Origin of the sequence: Kribbella sp. NPDC003505, from assembly GCF_040610875.1 — a bacterium.
Classification (GTDB): domain Bacteria; phylum Actinomycetota; class Actinomycetes; order Propionibacteriales; family Kribbellaceae; genus Kribbella.
In genome coordinates this window covers 140771-155737 of the sequence record NZ_JBEXNA010000009.1, presented here as the reverse complement: position 1 = coordinate 155737, position 14967 = coordinate 140771, and the positions used below count along the sequence as shown (strand labels likewise).

General features: G+C 71.2%; 15 protein-coding genes. 8 read left to right on the top strand and 7 right to left on the bottom strand.

Going from position 1 to position 14967, the window contains the following annotated elements; translation table 11 throughout:
• Nucleotides 1-59: 59 nt before the first annotated feature.
• From ABZX12_RS28800 to ABZX12_RS28770, 7 genes are all read right to left on the bottom strand, one after another.
• Complete coding sequence (locus tag ABZX12_RS28800) at nt 60-2483, bottom strand: FtsX-like permease family protein (RefSeq protein ID WP_355698150.1); 2424 nt, start codon at nt 2481-2483, stop codon at nt 60-62.
• A 5-nt stretch (nt 2484-2488) separates the two neighbouring features.
• The gene (locus ABZX12_RS28795; protein ID WP_355698148.1) at nt 2489-3253 is read right to left on the bottom strand and encodes an ABC transporter ATP-binding protein; all 765 of its coding nucleotides are present in this window, start codon (nt 3251-3253) and stop codon (nt 2489-2491) included.
• 264 nt (nt 3254-3517) lie between these two features.
• Nucleotides 3518-4627, bottom strand: a complete 1110-nt coding sequence (locus ABZX12_RS28790) for a PIG-L family deacetylase (RefSeq protein ID WP_355698146.1) — start codon at nt 4625-4627, stop codon at nt 3518-3520.
• A 169-nt stretch (nt 4628-4796) separates the two neighbouring features.
• Nucleotides 4797-6161 carry an MBL fold metallo-hydrolase gene (locus tag ABZX12_RS28785; RefSeq protein ID WP_355698144.1) on the bottom strand — a complete coding sequence of 455 codons (1365 nt, stop codon included), beginning with the start codon at nt 6159-6161 and terminating at the stop codon, nt 4797-4799.
• 96 nt (nt 6162-6257) lie between these two features.
• On the bottom strand, nt 6258-6989 hold the full coding sequence (locus ABZX12_RS28780; RefSeq protein WP_355698143.1) for a dienelactone hydrolase family protein: 732 nt from the start codon (nt 6987-6989) through the stop codon (nt 6258-6260).
• 304 nt (nt 6990-7293) lie between these two features.
• A complete protein-coding gene (locus ABZX12_RS28775) occupies nt 7294-7734 on the bottom strand; it encodes a CBS domain-containing protein (protein ID WP_355698141.1) in 441 nt (146 codons plus the stop codon).
• Between the two features lie 17 nt (nt 7735-7751).
• Nucleotides 7752-7970 carry a DUF1918 domain-containing protein gene (locus ABZX12_RS28770; RefSeq protein ID WP_355698139.1) on the bottom strand — a complete coding sequence of 73 codons (219 nt, stop codon included), beginning with the start codon at nt 7968-7970 and terminating at the stop codon, nt 7752-7754.
• Nucleotides 7971-8093: 123 nt separating this feature from the next.
• On the opposite strand from ABZX12_RS28770, the gene ABZX12_RS28765 reads away from it, so the two are divergent.
• Genes ABZX12_RS28765 through ABZX12_RS28730 form a run of 8 tightly spaced genes read left to right on the top strand, consistent with a single transcriptional unit; the run spans nt 8094 to nt 14964 of the window.
• Nucleotides 8094-8528 (top strand): hypothetical protein, encoded by a 435-nt coding sequence (locus ABZX12_RS28765; protein ID WP_355698137.1) that lies wholly within the window; start codon nt 8094-8096, stop codon nt 8526-8528.
• Nucleotides 8513-9445 (top strand): V-type ATPase subunit, encoded by a 933-nt coding sequence (locus ABZX12_RS28760; protein ID WP_355698135.1) that lies wholly within the window; start codon nt 8513-8515, stop codon nt 9443-9445. Before ABZX12_RS28765 ends, ABZX12_RS28760 begins: the two co-directional genes overlap by 16 nt.
• A 19-nt stretch (nt 9446-9464) precedes the next feature.
• A complete protein-coding gene (locus tag ABZX12_RS28755) occupies nt 9465-10751 on the top strand; it encodes a V-type ATPase 116kDa subunit family protein (protein ID WP_355698490.1) in 1287 nt (428 codons plus the stop codon).
• Nucleotides 10748-11125, top strand: a complete 378-nt coding sequence (locus ABZX12_RS28750) for an ATP synthase subunit C (protein ID WP_355698133.1) — start codon at nt 10748-10750, stop codon at nt 11123-11125. The genes ABZX12_RS28755 and ABZX12_RS28750 overlap by 4 nt, the downstream gene beginning before the upstream one ends.
• A complete protein-coding gene (locus ABZX12_RS28745; protein WP_355698132.1) occupies nt 11122-11343 on the top strand; it encodes a V-type ATP synthase subunit F in 222 nt (73 codons plus the stop codon). The genes ABZX12_RS28750 and ABZX12_RS28745 overlap by 4 nt, the downstream gene beginning before the upstream one ends.
• Nucleotides 11340-11867, top strand: a complete 528-nt coding sequence (locus tag ABZX12_RS28740) for a hypothetical protein (RefSeq protein ID WP_355698130.1) — start codon at nt 11340-11342, stop codon at nt 11865-11867. The genes ABZX12_RS28745 and ABZX12_RS28740 overlap by 4 nt, the downstream gene beginning before the upstream one ends.
• Nucleotides 11864-13594, top strand: a complete 1731-nt coding sequence (locus tag ABZX12_RS28735; protein WP_355698128.1) for a V-type ATP synthase subunit A — start codon at nt 11864-11866, stop codon at nt 13592-13594. The genes ABZX12_RS28740 and ABZX12_RS28735 overlap by 4 nt, the downstream gene beginning before the upstream one ends.
• Nucleotides 13591-14964, top strand: a complete 1374-nt coding sequence (locus ABZX12_RS28730; RefSeq protein WP_355698126.1) for a V-type ATP synthase subunit B — start codon at nt 13591-13593, stop codon at nt 14962-14964. The genes ABZX12_RS28735 and ABZX12_RS28730 overlap by 4 nt, the downstream gene beginning before the upstream one ends.
• The last annotated feature ends 3 nt before the right edge of the window (nt 14965-14967 follow it).

Below are 14967 nucleotides of genomic sequence, written 5' to 3'. Positions count from 1 at the left end.
CATCGGCTGCACCAGGAATCATCGCGGCGAGCGCTGTCCGGAGCCGACGCGGGGAAGCGTCATTCGACGACGCGGAGGGCTGCGGGGATGTCCATCCGGCGTTGGCGTCGCAGGCCGAGGAGGGGCGCGAGTGCAACGATCGTGGTGCCGAGGAGCAGGACCGCGACGATCGTCGTGGTCGAGAGGGTCGGTCGTACCAGCAGGTCCGGGGTGACCTCGCCGAAGCCGGACACGATGTACCTGAGTCCCACGTACCCGCCGGCGATCCCGGCGAGTGTGCCGAGCAGACCGATGACCGCGTTCTCGGCGACCGCGATGCCCAGCACGACCCGTGGCGTCAGGCCGAAGGCGAACATCGTGGCATGCTCGCGGGTGCGTTCGTCCGCGGTGATGCCGGCGGTGTTGAACGCGATCAGCAGGGCGAGCAGCAGGGTGGCGACCTCGATCACGCGAAGGATGCCGGTGAACTGGGCGAGGGCGTTGTCGAGGACGTCGGCGAAGGCGGCGGCCGCATCGACGGAGGAGACCCCTGGCAGCCCGAACACCGCGCGCTCGAGGTCGTCGACGTTCCCCGACGGCAGCACGAGGACTTGGTTGGCGGTGCCGGTCAACCCGAACCGTGCGGCACCGTCGGCGTCGAGGTAGGCGAACGTCCGCCAGGGGTCGGGGTGGAGTGCGCGGACCGGAACCCGGCTGGTGACCAGGCGGAGGCCGTCGGAGGATCGGACCGGGTGCCGCAGCTCGACCATGTCGCCGGGGGCCACGCCGAGGTCTTCTGCTGCCTTCTCCGACAGCACGATCCCGTTCTTCGGGCCGCGGTCGGCGAGCAGCGTCGGAGTCCAGATTCTGTTGGTGAAGTCAACGACTTGGACGATCGAATCGATGTCGGCGCCGTGGCCGAGGAGCGTCGCCGGCACCGCCAACTGCGGCTGTGCCGCCGCGACGGCGGGAGTGTCGCGGATCGCCCGCAGCGGCGCGGAGTCGAGCGCGTAGTACGTGTCGAAGCTGACGACCAGTCGACCCGGGCTGCTGTGCCCGACCTCTTCGGCATGCGCGTCTCCGGCAGCGCTGAAGGTGTCCAGAAGGCCGAGGACCGCGACCAGCGATGTCATCGCGGCGGCGACACCGAGCGCGGTGAACGCGGTACGGCGGGGGGTACGGAGGACGTTGCGCAACGACATCGACAGGTAGGTGCGGCCGGGTAGCTCTGCCCTGGACAGCAGTGTCAGGAGGCGTCCTGTCGGCCGCGCCGACGTGTACGCACCGGTGCGAATCGCCTCGACGGGACGCATCCGGACCGCTCGCACGGTAGGCACGACCGAAGCGATCACGGGGAGGACGAGACCGAGCACGGCGGCCTGGGCGAAGCGGCCGCCCTGGAACGGGGTGACCCAGATCGGCAGCGGAAGCAGATCGGCCATGACGTTGCCCATGGCGCTGCCGATGAGCCAGCCGACGCCGATCCCGGCGACCACCCCCACGGTCGCGATCTGTACGCCGACGAGCAGCGGCCGGACGGCGAGCATCCGCGGTGGCACGCCGAGCGCCATCCCGACGCCGATCTCCCGGCGCTGCGACTCGATCATCCGGCTGACCAGGTTGAAGGTGGCGAACGCCGCGCCGAACAGGATCAGGAACGCGAAGACGTTCCAGGTGGTCTGGTCGTTCCTGGCGTCCTCGTACAGTGCGCGGTGGACGGGATCCTCGGCACGGGTGGTGACCGTTCCGCCCAAGGGTGCGACGGCAGCGGTCAGTTGCCGGCGTACCGCCGCGTGATCCGCGCCGGGGCGCAGCCGGACGACGAGGTCGTTCACCTGACCGACGTGACCGGTCGCTCGCTGTGCCACCGCGAGCGGCGTGAACATGACCGCGAAGCCGGTCTCGCCGAGCACCATCCCGCTGCGGCCGGTCACCTGGAAGTATTCGGGCGTGTAACCGGTCCCGACGTACTCGAGGGTCGTGCCCGTGCCGAGCAGGAGCCTGCCGGTCGAGGGCAATCCGTGGCCGGCGGCGAACTTGGACTCGAGTACGGCGACCGTCGAGGCGGGACCACGCGCACCGAGGCCTTGGCCGCGGTCGACGTACAAGGCGTTGACCGGCGAAGAACCCGACGGCATACCGACGACCTCACCGGGGACGAGCAGTTGGTCCGCGCCGGTCGAGGCGTCCACCAGGGTCGGCGCGATCAGGCGCTCGACCGCCGCGTCGACGGCGGACGCGTCCGCTGTGCCTCCGATCGCTCGGAGCAGTGATCCCTGTGGGACGAACGCGCCCGCGGGCAGCTGCACCCGCAGATCGTGCATCCGAAGACTCGCGTAGCTGCGGTCGTTCGATGCGAGCCGCCAGGCGGTGGTCCCGCCGAGGCCGGCGTACGCGCCGGTGCCGAGGGAGATGACCAGAGCCAGCGCCGTCACCAGGAGCCATCGTCGTCGCAGGTCGCGCCACGACCAGATGACCCACAGACGAAGCGACCCGGTGCGCATGACGCCTACCAGTGCAGGTCGGCGGTGCGGCTCTTGCCGCCGGCGGGTGGACCGTCGCTGACGATGCGGCCGCTCGACAACTCGATCACCCGGTCGGCGACCCGGGACAGCTCACGGTTGTGCGTGACCACGAGCACCGTCTTGCCTGCCTCGGCTTGCTGCTGGAGCAGCTCCAGGATCTGTACTCCGGTGCGGAAGTCGAGCTCACCCGTCGGTTCGTCGGCCAGCAGGATCGGGTTGTCGGTGGCCAATGCCCGGGCGATCGCGACCCGCTGCTGCTCGCCACCGGAGAGTTGGTGCGGAAAGTGATGCAGGCGATCGGCCAGACCGACCCGCGACAGCTCCTCCCGGGCGACGTCCGCCGCCGCCGGACGGGCCGCGACATCGGCGCCGAACTGTACGTTCTCGAGGGCGGTCAGCCCCGGGAACAGGTTGAACGTCTGGAAGACGAAGCTCACCGTGTGGCGCCTCAGCTCGAACTGCCGGCGCCGTGACGCCCTGGTGGTGTCACGTCCGTTGAGAGCGACTCTGCCGCCGGTCGGCGTGTCGAGCAGGCCGATCATGTTGAGCAGCGTGGTCTTGCCGCTCCCCGAAGGACCGAGCACGACCACGAAAGCGGCCTCGTCGATGTGCAGGTTCACCTCGGCCAACGCGGTCACCGTAGTGTCGCCGACGACGTACCGCTTGACCACGTCGTCCAGGTCGACCCGCGTGCCGACGGACAGGTCGGGCGACGACGTCCGGAGGTGCGTACTGATGTCCTGCCCCATTCGTTCACCGTCGCAGTCCGATCGCACGGACGGCAGTGACCAAAGTCCTCTCGACCGCGGGCCATGCAGCCTCGGGCCGGCCGTTGGAACACATTGTGGTTCTGCTTCGGGGAAGTGGAAGCGCCCCAGGCGGGACTCGTAGCGGGGCCCGCGCGGACAGATCCGCGGCGAGGAGCCGGTGAACACGAAGTCGTTATGAAGCTGGGCTTCGAGAAGTACTTCCTGTGGAAGATGCGTCACGGGTACGTGCAACTGCCGTGAACCTCACCCTGCCAGGGTGATCGAGATCTCCGGCGGGGTGGTGATCGAGTTGTGCACGGTGCAGTGGTTGACGACGGCCAGCAGGGCGTCGCGCCGCGCGGGCGGGAGGTCGACCGGGAGCTTGACGGTGACGTCGATCCGGTCGACCCGCGCCGGCTTCTGCGCCAGTCCGAAGCTGGTCTCGACGCTGAGGCCGGTGGTGTCCAGGTTGTGCCGGTGCAGGTAGCGCCGGGCGTAGAACGCGACGCATGCGGCGAGGGACGCGACGAAGAGTTCCGTCGGCGTTGGGGCGGTGTCCTCGCCGCCGGCGTTCTTCGGCTGGTCGACGGTGAGCGTGTGCTCCCGGATCTGGATGCCGAACCGGTCGCCGTCCAGATGGCCGACCCGAATCGTCGTAGTGCCGTTCGGCTCGGAGGCCGGCGGTGTAGCTCGGCGCAGCCAACGGAAGTGCTCCTGGTTTCCCAGCAGGTCGAGGCGGTGCCAGAGCACACTCGTGGGGACGGCCTGCGAGGCGTGCGCGAGGCTTGCGATGCGCTGGTTCTCCCGGTCGACCGGAACCACCAGGTCGATGTCTCGCGAGTCGTGCCCGGCGAAGGCTGTCCAGAATTTCCGGTTCAGCCGGTCGGCGATCAGGCGCGGGATTGTCCAGCCGAGGACGGGCAGGTCCACGCAGCGAGCAGCTGCCAGCGCGGCGGCGGTGGCGGCCGAGTGGTCGGGATGCCCGCTCACCCCGGACGGGTCGAAAACGAGGATGCCGTCTGCGCCCGATGCCCTGATCTGGGCGAACACGTCGCTCTTCAACGTGTTCAGGTCGACGGTGGCCAAGGCGCCGTCGGGATGATCGAGCAGGACGGCCGAGTCGACGCCCAGTGCGCCGGCTGCGATCTGCAGCTCCTTGGCACGAAGGACGGCGAGGTCGCCGGCAGGTCCGAGCGTCGAGGCCTCCCCGTGCGTCAGGCACAGCACCGAGACGGCGCTGCCGGCCCGTGCGAAGGCGTCGAGCGCCGCGCCGAGCCCGAACGATTCGTCGTCCGGATGCGCGACAACCGCCAGCACGGACGACCAGCGGGGCAAGGTACTCGTCACGTCGATGGTTGATCGGACTCGAGTCATCGTGCACCTCCGGACCGTCGGCGGGCTCGCCACGAACGCCGCACCGTACGTCGATCGTCCGTCCGGCGCAGCGCCGACCGAACGGACGAAGGTCCCGACCTCCGTCCGCAGACGTCCCGCTGCTCCGCACCGATGTCGGCCAAGGTCTCAAGCACGGGCCGGGTCCTGATCAGAGGCGGACGCGTTCGAGATGCCTGGGCGTCACTGCGGTCCAGTCGAGTTCGTCGCGGATCCGCCCGGCCAGTACGGCGCGGGCGTGGTCCTCGCCGTGGACGACGTACACGGTCTCGGGAGCGCTCGGCGCCGCCGACAGCCAGTTGAGCAGTTCGTCGGAGTCGGCGTGGGCGGAGAACTCGGACAGCCCGACGACCTGAGCGCGGACCGGCACGTAGCGGCCGTGGATCTTGAGCGCGCGGGCGCCGTCCAGCAGTGCGCGGCCGCGGGTGCCGGGAACCTGGAAGCCCGGGAGTACGACGGTGTTGCGCTTCCCGGGCAGCAGCCGCGCCAGGTGGTACAGGACCCGTCCTCCGGTCGCCATGCCGGACGCCGAGATCACGACCGACGGACGGCCGGGGTCGCTGATCCGCATGGACTCCTCGACGGAGTGGACCAGGCGCAGCGTCCCGGGGTCGAACGGGTCCGGCCCGCCGAGGATCCCGGGGCGCAACTCGGGTGACTTGTTCGCGACCGCTGCGCGGTAGACGTCGAGGGCGGCCAGGGCCATCGGGCTGTTGACGTACACCGGCAGGTGCGGGATGAGACCGTCGCGCATCAGGCCGGCGAGTTCGTGCAGGAGGATCGCGGTGCGGTCGATCGCGAAGGCCGGCATCAGGACGACACCCCCGCGTGCCGCGGTGGCGGAGATCAGGTGCGCGAGCTGGGCATGGTCGAGGGCGTCGTGGTGGCGGTCGCCGTACGTCGCCTCGATCAGGACCGTGTCGACGGCCGGCGGCGGCTCGGGCGGGCGGAGCAGCGGATGCTCTTGGCGGCCGAGATCCCCGCTCACCAGCAGCCTGCGCCCGTCGAACTCGAGCTCCGCGAAGGCCGAGCCGAGGATGTGGCCGGCCCGGTGCAGTCGTACGGAGGCGCCGGACAGGTCGACGCCGTCGGTCACGGGGCGGAAGAACCGGATCGCTCGTTCGGCGTCCTCGGAGTCGAAGAGCGGTTGCGGTGGATCGTGCTTGGAGTAGCCGCCGGCGCGGGCGTGCTGAGCGTCCTCCATCTGGAGCCGGGCGGCGTCACGGAGCACGATCGCGGCGACGTCCGCCGTACCGGGCGTGCAGATCACCGGTCCGTGGAAGCCTTGCCGGACGAGGCCGGGCAGGTAGCCGCAGTGGTCGAGGTGCGCGTGGGTGAGTACGACGGCGTCCAGCGACGCCGGGTCGATCGGGAACGGGTCCCAGTTGCGGCGTCGCCAGCGCGCCTCGCCCTGGAACAGGCCGCAGTCGATCAGGATCCGCTCGTCGCCGTGTTCCAGCAGGAACTTGCTGCCGGTCACCGTTCCGGCCGCGCCGAGGAAGGTGAGCGCCGTCATGTCCACTCCTCTCATGCCGGTCTCGTCAGGCTCGCCGGTGGAAGGAAGCGAAGGCAGCGGGCAAGAGTCCCGAGCTTCGGGGCCGTTCGGCACCCGCTACGGCTTGAGGCGCTGCTCGAAGAACGTCAGTACGCGATCCACGGCTTCCTGCTGGCGGTGCTCGGTCAGTGTGGCGTGTCTGCGGCCGGGGAACTCGACGGCGATGAACTTGTCGCCGAGCTCACGGCGAAGGGTGTCGAAGCGTGTCCCGACCGCAGGATCACCCGCGTAGCGCAGGCCGAGCACCGGACAGCCGGCGGCGACCTTGGCCTTGACAGCGCCGAGGTCGCCCGGGCTCAGTCCGAGGTCGGCCTTCCGCGCTCGTCCCACCGGGGCCGGCGAGGCGGGCTGAGCGAGCACAGGCGCGACGACGGGTGCGTCGGCCAGCATCGCGAGCGCGAAGCCTCCGGTCAGGCACATGCCCACGGCCCCCACGCCGGATCCGCCCAGCTCACTATGGAGCTCGCGCGCCAGGGACCGTAACCAGGTCGCCACCGGGCTGGTACGACCGAGCGCGAACAGGCTGAACTCCCGACTGACGCACACCTGAGCGATGCTCCGCACGGACTCCCGGACGGTCGCCCGGGCCCCCGGGTGCCCGAACAACGAAGGCATCACCACCGTGAAGCCGCGCCCGACCACCTCCTCGGCGAACGCGATGACCGCTGGTGTGATCCCCGGGATCTCGTGGATCACGATCACCCCCGGACCGGCGCCCTTGCGCAAGGTCGGATGCGTCGTCCCGCCGGCGGTGTAGCTCCCCGGCGCCCAGGAGTCGAGTCGTCCCATACCTGCACAGGCTACGGCCGACCTGGCGGGGACGTCAGCTGCTCCTGATGGGGCTCCGTCAGTGGGATGTCGGCAGGGCCCAAGGTCCCGCGGACACAGGACATTCCACCCTACGGAGGAATCCGCCCGCCGCGGTGGACTGAAAGCTCATCCTCCTCGTCGTTCGATGCACCGTCACCGATCCGCTGGAGCGGCCTGTCGAGGGGATTGCCGCTCCGGCCGCCGGGTGCCGGGCGACCGAACCTCACCGGCCGCTCGGCACCCTGCTTCGCGCGTGCCGGCGTCTTTCACCCCGGTACTGCGGTCATCTGCGGTAGGCGGATCCGCAGGCCGAGCCGGCGAGCAGGTCGGCGCGGACCTCGCGGTCGGCGAGGAGGTCGAGCAGATCGTCGCGGCTCAGCGTTCCGACCACTCGATCGTTGTCGACGACCGGCAGCAATGCCGCCGTGGTCGACCGGATCAGGTCGATGGGCACCGCGATCTCGTCGTCGCACCGTACGCAGGCGGTACGGCGTACCTGGACCTCACCGACGCGGTGGGTCGGCGCCGCGTCGCGGTCGGCGCCCTGCTCGGTTTCGTGCGTGCGCAAGTCGCTCAGTTCGACGGTACCGACGAGTGCCCGGGAGTCGTCGACGACGACGATCGACGTGAGCTGTTCATCGCCCATCAACCGCGATGCCGCGCCGATCGAGGTCTCCGCGGTCACGGTCGTCGCCGGTGTGGTCATCACGTCCCGGACCCGCATCGTCTAGGTCCCCACCCTCACTTTGCGCGGTCGTGCAGTTGCTCGAGCTGTTCCGCGGTGAGGATGTGCGTCCCGGGACCGGGCACGAAGACGGACTCGGTGCCGGTGTCGTCCCAGCGGACGAGGTACGGCGGGGAGCCGTCCGGACCATGGACCTCCATGATCAGGCCCTGCCGCTTGTGCTCGTTCAGGTGCGTGCTTTCGACGATGATCCAGTTGCCGGTGACTGCGTGCATGGCCGTTCCTCTCTCTCACTTGCACGCTGACGCTTCCGCTCGCCACGGGCCAGGACCGTTGGTCACCGAAGTCGGGCCGTTGGGCCCTGCTCGGGCGGCCGTTCGGGCCGGGACGCTCGGAGGGTGAGCACGATGCTGGATCGGCTGCGGCGCTTCCGTCCGGTCGGTACGCCGGGCGGCGCCGGGCCTGTCGGCGTGCCGATGGACAGCCGCACCGGCGTACCGGCCGAGCTCGTCCCCGTCTTCAGGGCACTCGATGCCGCGATCGCCGACAGCGAGGAGATCCGGGCACGAGCGAGCGAGCAGGCTGCCGGCCTCATCGCGACCGCCCGGACCGACGCCGCCGGGATGGTCATGGACGCTCGAGCGCGGGCGACCGGCGAGCAGGCGGAGGTGACCGCGGCGATCCAGGCCCGGGCAGACTCGGCGGTCGAGCAGCTGCTGACGACCGCGGCAGCCGCCGCGGTCCAGCTGCAGGAGGCCGGATCGCAGCGGATGGACAGCCTGGTCGCGGCGGTCCTGGACCGGCTCCGCGCGGATGTGTGGAGGACGTCCTGATGGGCGCGGGCTGGGTGGCGGCGACCGTTCGGGCGAAGGCGATGGCCCGCCGCCGGATGGGGGCCGGCGCGGCACGGCGGCTCGCGTCGTCCGCAGGGCTGCCCGATGCGCTCCGTCTGCTCGACGGTACGGCGTACGCGCGGGCCGCCGTACCGGGGACGACGCTGCCCGAGGCCGAACAACTGGTCACGGCTGCCGAGCTGTGGCAGCTGCGGGTGCTGTCCGGCTGGATGCCTGGATCCGCCGGCGGCCTGGCTCGGGCGCTCGCCGGACGCTACGAACTCGCCAACATCGAGGCGCACGCCCGGGGGCTGGCGGATGGACGGCGGCGGACCTATCTCGAGCTGGGCAGTCTGGCGACGTCCTGGCCCAGGATCGCGGTGACGACCTCGGCGGACGGCTTGCGGCGTGCGCTCGCCGCGTCACCTTGGGGTGATCCCGGTGATTCCATGGCCGAGAACCTGCACGACGTACTGGTGCTGCGCTGGCTGCGGATGGTCGTCGCCGAGGCGCCGCAGACGATCGGATGGGCGTCCGGCGCCGCGGTCCTGCTGGCCGCCAAACAGTTGCTGACGGCAACAGGAGGGCACGCCGTCGGCAGGGCCGCGACGCCACTGATCGGGGACGGTTGGCTGCGAGCCCGGTCGGTGGCGGCCCTGAGGCCGGCGGTACCGGTCGCCGGACGCTGGGTTCTGGAGGGAGTCGGCTCGCCGGCGGAGCTCTGGCGCGCCGAGGCGGGACTTGCCGGCCGGATCGAGGCGGACGGGTTCCGCCTGCTGCGACAGGGAACGCCCGGCATGGATCCGGTCCTGGGGGCAGTCGCTGTGCTGGCGGTCGACGGCTGGCGGGTGCGGGCCGCGCTCGGAGACGCGTCGTACGGCGCCGGTCCGGGGGAAGTGCTCGATGTCCTGGCGTGACGCCGTCCGACCCGTGCGCATGCAACGGATCGCGCTGGTCGCACCCGGTGCGCATGAGCGCGAACTGCTCGCCCGGCTGAGCTCCGCGGGCGTCGTCGAGCTCGATCCGGTGCGGTCCGACATCGAACTGGCCGTCGCGGCCGACCGGCAGCCGGACTGGTCGGATCGCGAACTGGAGGTCCGCCGGCGGACGGCCCAGGCGACTCCGCACGGCCCCGTGGTGGCACTCCTCGGCTGGACGCCGGCGTCGGCTCTTCCCGAGCTGACGGAGGCCTTGACGCCCGTCGGCGGGACCGCCGTACCGCTGCCGCCGCCACCCGGCGTGCAACCGCCGACCTTGTTGCGTCAGCACGGACGCGGCCGGTCGTTCGAACTGCTGGTGCAGACGTACACCACGGTTCCGTACGCCGATGTCGACCCCGCACTCGTCGCCGGACTCGCCTACGTGGCGATGTTCGGGATGATGTTCGGCGACGTCGGCCACGGGATCCTGCTGCTGCTCGGCGCCGTGATCGTCCGCAGCGGACGTCTCGGCCGATTGGCGAAGCTCCGGCCGGCCTGGCCGTTCCTCGCCGGAGCAGGCGCCGCGAGCGTCGTGTTCGGCGTGCTGTACGGCGAGATGTTCGGGCCGACCGGTCTGGTTCCGGTGGTGTGGCTCTCGCCGGTGGACGACATCACCACTTTGCTGCTGACCGCGATCGGGGTGGGGGCGGTGCTGCTGGCCGGCGCCTATGCGCTGGGCATCGTCAACCGGTTCCGCGAAGGTGGCTGGGCGTTCGCGCTCTACGCCCGGACCGGGATCGCCGGTGCGCTGCTGTTCCTCGCGCTCGGTGCGGTGGCCGGGGGCGCCTACTTCGGCAGCGGCTGGTTGCTGATCGGTGCGGTCCTGCTCGGGATAGCGGGTCTCGTACTCACCTTCCTCGGTCTGCTGGCCGGCTCGGGCGGCGGCGGCGCCGGTGTGCTGCAGGCGAGCGTCGAGCTGTTCGACGTCGTCGTCCGGCTGGGATCGAACGTGGTGTCGTTCGCGCGGCTGGCCGCCTTCGGCCTCACGCACGCGGCGCTGGGAGCGATCGTCTGGGCAGGCACCGTCGCGCTGTGGAACAGCGGCTCGGTGCCCGGCCGCCTGGGCGCGGGGCTGGTGCTGGTCGTCGGGACGGGCATCGCGTTCGCGCTCGAGGCTCTGGTGGCAGGTATCCAGGCGTTGCGGCTCGAGTACTACGAACTGTTCTCCCGGGTGTTCGCCACGGACGGACGCCCGTTCCGGCCCTGGCGACTGCCGGCGGACGACCTGGAGGTGACCTCATGAGGGAGTTCCTGCGGCGGCATCCCCGGGCGGCGGTGCTGCTGACCGTCGCGAACCTGCTGTTGCTGACCGGCGCAGTCGCCCTGCTGATCGTCATCGTGACCGCCGACTGGGGGTTCGCGGCCGGCCGCCCGGATGCGGCCGGGAGCCAGACCGTGCAGGCCAACGGGTCCGCACTGCTCGGCGCGGCGATCGCGGTGGCCGGCTCGGCAATCGGGGCCGGGATCGCGGTCGCCTACACCGGTGCCGCGGCGCTGGCGGCGATGAGCGAGCGGCCGGAGTTGTTCGGGCGCGCGATGGTGGTGGTCGGACTCGCCGAGGGCATCGCGATCTACGGCCTGATCGTCGCGATCATCCTGGTCGGGGAAGCACGATGACTCGGGTGGCCGTCCTGGGCGAGCCGACCCGGACGGCGGGCTACGGGCTCGCGGGCGTCACGTTGCTTCCAGCAACTACAGAGACAGAGGTGCGGCGGCAGTGGCGCGAGTTGCCCGCCGACGTCGGGGTCGTTCTGCTGACCGGCGCGGCGGCCGGGGCGCTCGGCGAGGAATGCCTGCGGACCGCTGCGGTGCTGACGGTGGTGCTGCCGCCGTGAGCCGGCCGCTGTCCGCAGCCGCCGATGCGGCTCTCGAACCGGTCCGCGCGGCGTTGCTGGCCGCGGCTCGTGCCGAAGCGGCCGAGGTCGCGCGCCAGGCCGAGGCTCAGAGCAGCCGGCTGCGCGAGGAGGCACGCTGTGCCGCCGACCGGATGATCGCCGATGCTCGCGCGGCGGGCGAGGCGACCGCGACCGCAGCCCTCGCGGTCCGGCTGGCGCGAAGCCGGCGGGAAGCCCGCCGATCGGCCCTGTCCGCGCAGCGCGGTCTGTACGAGGAACTCCGCCGCCGTTGCCGGCAAGCCGCCGCGTCGATCGCCGGGACCGCCGAATACGAACTGCTTCGGCGGCGGTTGGTCGATCGGGCGCGGGAGCAACTGGGCATGGAGGCGGACGTGGTGGACAGTCCGGACGGAGGCATCCTGGCGTCGGTCGGGAGCAGGCGTGTGGACTTGAGCCTGCCTGCGCTGGCGGATCGAGCGCTGGAGCAGTCGGGGCCGGAGGTGGCCGCACTGTGGACGGCTTGACTCGACCGGCGGCCATGGCCGGCCGGATCCACCGGGTCAACGGTCCGCTCGTGACGGCGACCGGCATCCCGGACGTAGCGATGTACGAGGTCGTGGAGCTCGGTGCGCAGCGGGTTCCGGCCGAGGTGGTCGCGATCGACGATGAGACGCTCACCCTCCAGGCGTTCGAGTACACGGGCGGGCTGATGGCGGACGACGTGGTCCGCCGGACCGGCAGGCCGCTGTCGGCACGGCTGGGGCCGGGTCTGCTCGGCCGGGTCTTCGACGGCCTGCTGCGACCGTTGTCGTCGGCACCGACCTGGTTGTCGCCACAAGCCCTGGCGCCGAGCGAGCAGGCTTCTGCCCGCTGGCACTTCGAGCCCAGGGCCGCTCCGGGCGACGAGCTCCGGCCGGGCGTTCTGCTCGGTGTGGTGGCCGACGCCGGGGCGATCGAGCATCGGGTGCTGGTGCCGCCTGGAGTGAGCGGCGAGCTGCGGTTCCTGGCCGACGCCGGAAAGGTGCCCGAGGCAGCGGTGGTTGCGAAGGTCGGAGAGGTCGAGCTCGGCCTGTTCGAGCAGTGGCCGGTCCGGCGGCCGCGGCCGTTCGCGGCGCGGGAGGAGACGTTCGCGCCGCTGCACACCGGACAACGGGTGCTGGACCTGCTGTTCCCGATCGGCGCCGGCTCGAGTACCGCCGTACCGGGTGGCTTCGGGACCGGGAAGACCGTGTTGCTGCAGCAGTTGGCGAAATGGTGTGACACCGACGTCATCGTGTACGTCGGCTGCGGCGAACGAGGCAACGAGATGGCCGACGTGCTCGGCGAGCTGGCCGAGCTCACCGACCCGCGGACCGGCGGCCGGATGATCGATCGGACGGTGATCCTGGCCAACACCTCGAACATGCCGATGATGGCGCGGGAGGCGAGCGTCTTCACCGCGCTCACCGTGGCGGAGTACTTCCGGGACATGGGATATCACGTGGTCGTGGTGGCCGACTCGACGTCGCGGTGGGCCGAGGCGCTGCGCGAGTTCGCCTCCCGCAGCGGCGCGTTGCCTGCCGAGGAGGGCTATCCGGCCGACCTGTCCTCGTCGCTCGCGGCGTTCTACGAGCGCGCGGGACGGGTCCGGACCGAAGGCGGCCGGATCGCGGCGGTCACGGTGGTGGGGGCGGTCTCGCCACCCGGCGGGGACCTGACGGAGCCGGTCACCACCGCGACGGAACGGTTCGTCCGCGGAGTGTGGAGCCTGGATCGCGATCTCGCCTACGCGCGGCACTACCCGGCGGTCAGTTGGTCGGCGTCGTACTCGCACGACGCGGAGGCGGTGGCCGCGTGGCAGGCCGGCCACGACAATCCGGGCTGGGCGGCGCGCCGCGCACGGGCGATCACGGTGCTCGCCGAGGCGGCGCGGCTGAGCGAACTCGCCGAGATCGTCGGGACCCGGACACTGCCGGGCCGGGAGCGGATGACGATTCTCGGGGGCAGGCTGCTGCGGGACGCTGTCCTCGCGCAGAGCGCGCTGAGCCCGGTCGACGCGACCTGCTCCGCCGAGCGGGGCGCGAGCTTGCTGCAGTTCGCCCTCGATGTGATCGACCGCTGTCTGAGCCTGATCGATCGGGGCGTGGCCGCGACCGAGGTCGAGCAGTTCGATTTCGGTGCGCTGGTGCGGGCGCGTGAGGAAGCCCCCTCGGCGGCGGAGCTGGACGCTTGCCGCAGCACGCTCATGACGGCGCTGGAGGCCTTGGCATGAAGGATCTCGAGTACGGTGACGTCCGCTCGCTGGAGGGATCGCTCCTGGTGGTCCGTGGCGTCCGCGGGGTGGGCTGGGACGAGTCGGCGGTGATCGGGGTCGACGACGGCAGCGAACGTCATGGCGTGGTGCTGGAGGTGGCCGGCGACCTCGCCGTACTGCAGGTGCTGGAAGGTACCGCGGGCATGCGGCCCGGCGGGGTCCGGGTGCGATTCACCGGCAGTCCGTTCCGGATTCCGCTCGGCCGGAGCTGGCTCGGCCGCACCTGCGACGGCCGTGGCCAGCCCCTCGACGGCGGCCCGCCGATCCTCGGAGCGACGGCGGCGGCGGTGAACGGGTGGCCGCTCAATCCGGTCGAGCGCGAGCCGCCGCGAGAACCGGTGCGCACCGGAGTGTCGGGGATCGACGCGCTGACCACGGTCGTCCGCGGGCAGAAGCTGCCGATCTTCTCGGTACCCGGTCTGCCGCACCTGCAGCTGGCTGCTCAGATCGCGGCCCAGTCATCGGCCGCCGGCGACCCCTTCGTGGTCGTCTTCGCGGCGATGGGACTGCCGCACGCCGAGATCGACTTCGTCCGGACGGCGCTCGAGGAGCGGGCCGCCGCGGGTGAGCTGGTGATGGTGCTGAACGGCGCCGACGACCCGGTGATCGAACGTTTGCTCACACCACGGATCGCCCTCACGGTCGCCGAGCACCTGGCATTCGTCGAGGGCAGCCACGTACTGGTGGTGATGGCCGACATGACCAGCTACTGCGAGGCGGTCCGGGAGGTCGCCGCGGCACGCCAGGAGATCCCGGCCCGGCGGGCGTATCCGGGCTACCTCTACAGTGACCTGGCCTCGCTGTACGAGCGGTGCGGCCGGATCCGCGGGCGCCCGGGATCCGTGACGATCATGCCGGTGCTCACCATGCCGGCGGGTGACATCACCCATCCCGTGCCGGATCTGACCGGCTACATCACCGAGGGACAGATCGTGCTGGCAGAGGATCTGCACGCCCGCGGCCTGTACCCCCCGCTCGATGTCCTGGGATCGCTGTCGCGCCTGATGCGCCACGGCGCCGGCCCGGGACGGACCCGGGACGATCATCTCGAGATCGCCGCACAAGCCGTCGCGGCGCTGGCCCGGGCCCGTCAGGCGGCCGAGCTGGCCGACCTGATCGGTACAGGTGCGCTGAACGACACCGATCGTGGCTATCTGGCCTACGCCACCGCGCTCGAGGACTCCTTGCTGCGACAGCGGCCGGATGAGGCTCGTACCTTCGAGGACACCCTCGACCGGTTGTGGCAAGCAGTGTCCGTGCTGCCCCGGCGCGAGCTGACCATGGTTTCGAAGGCGTCACTGGCCGAGCACCTGGCGGGCACCCGATGAGCC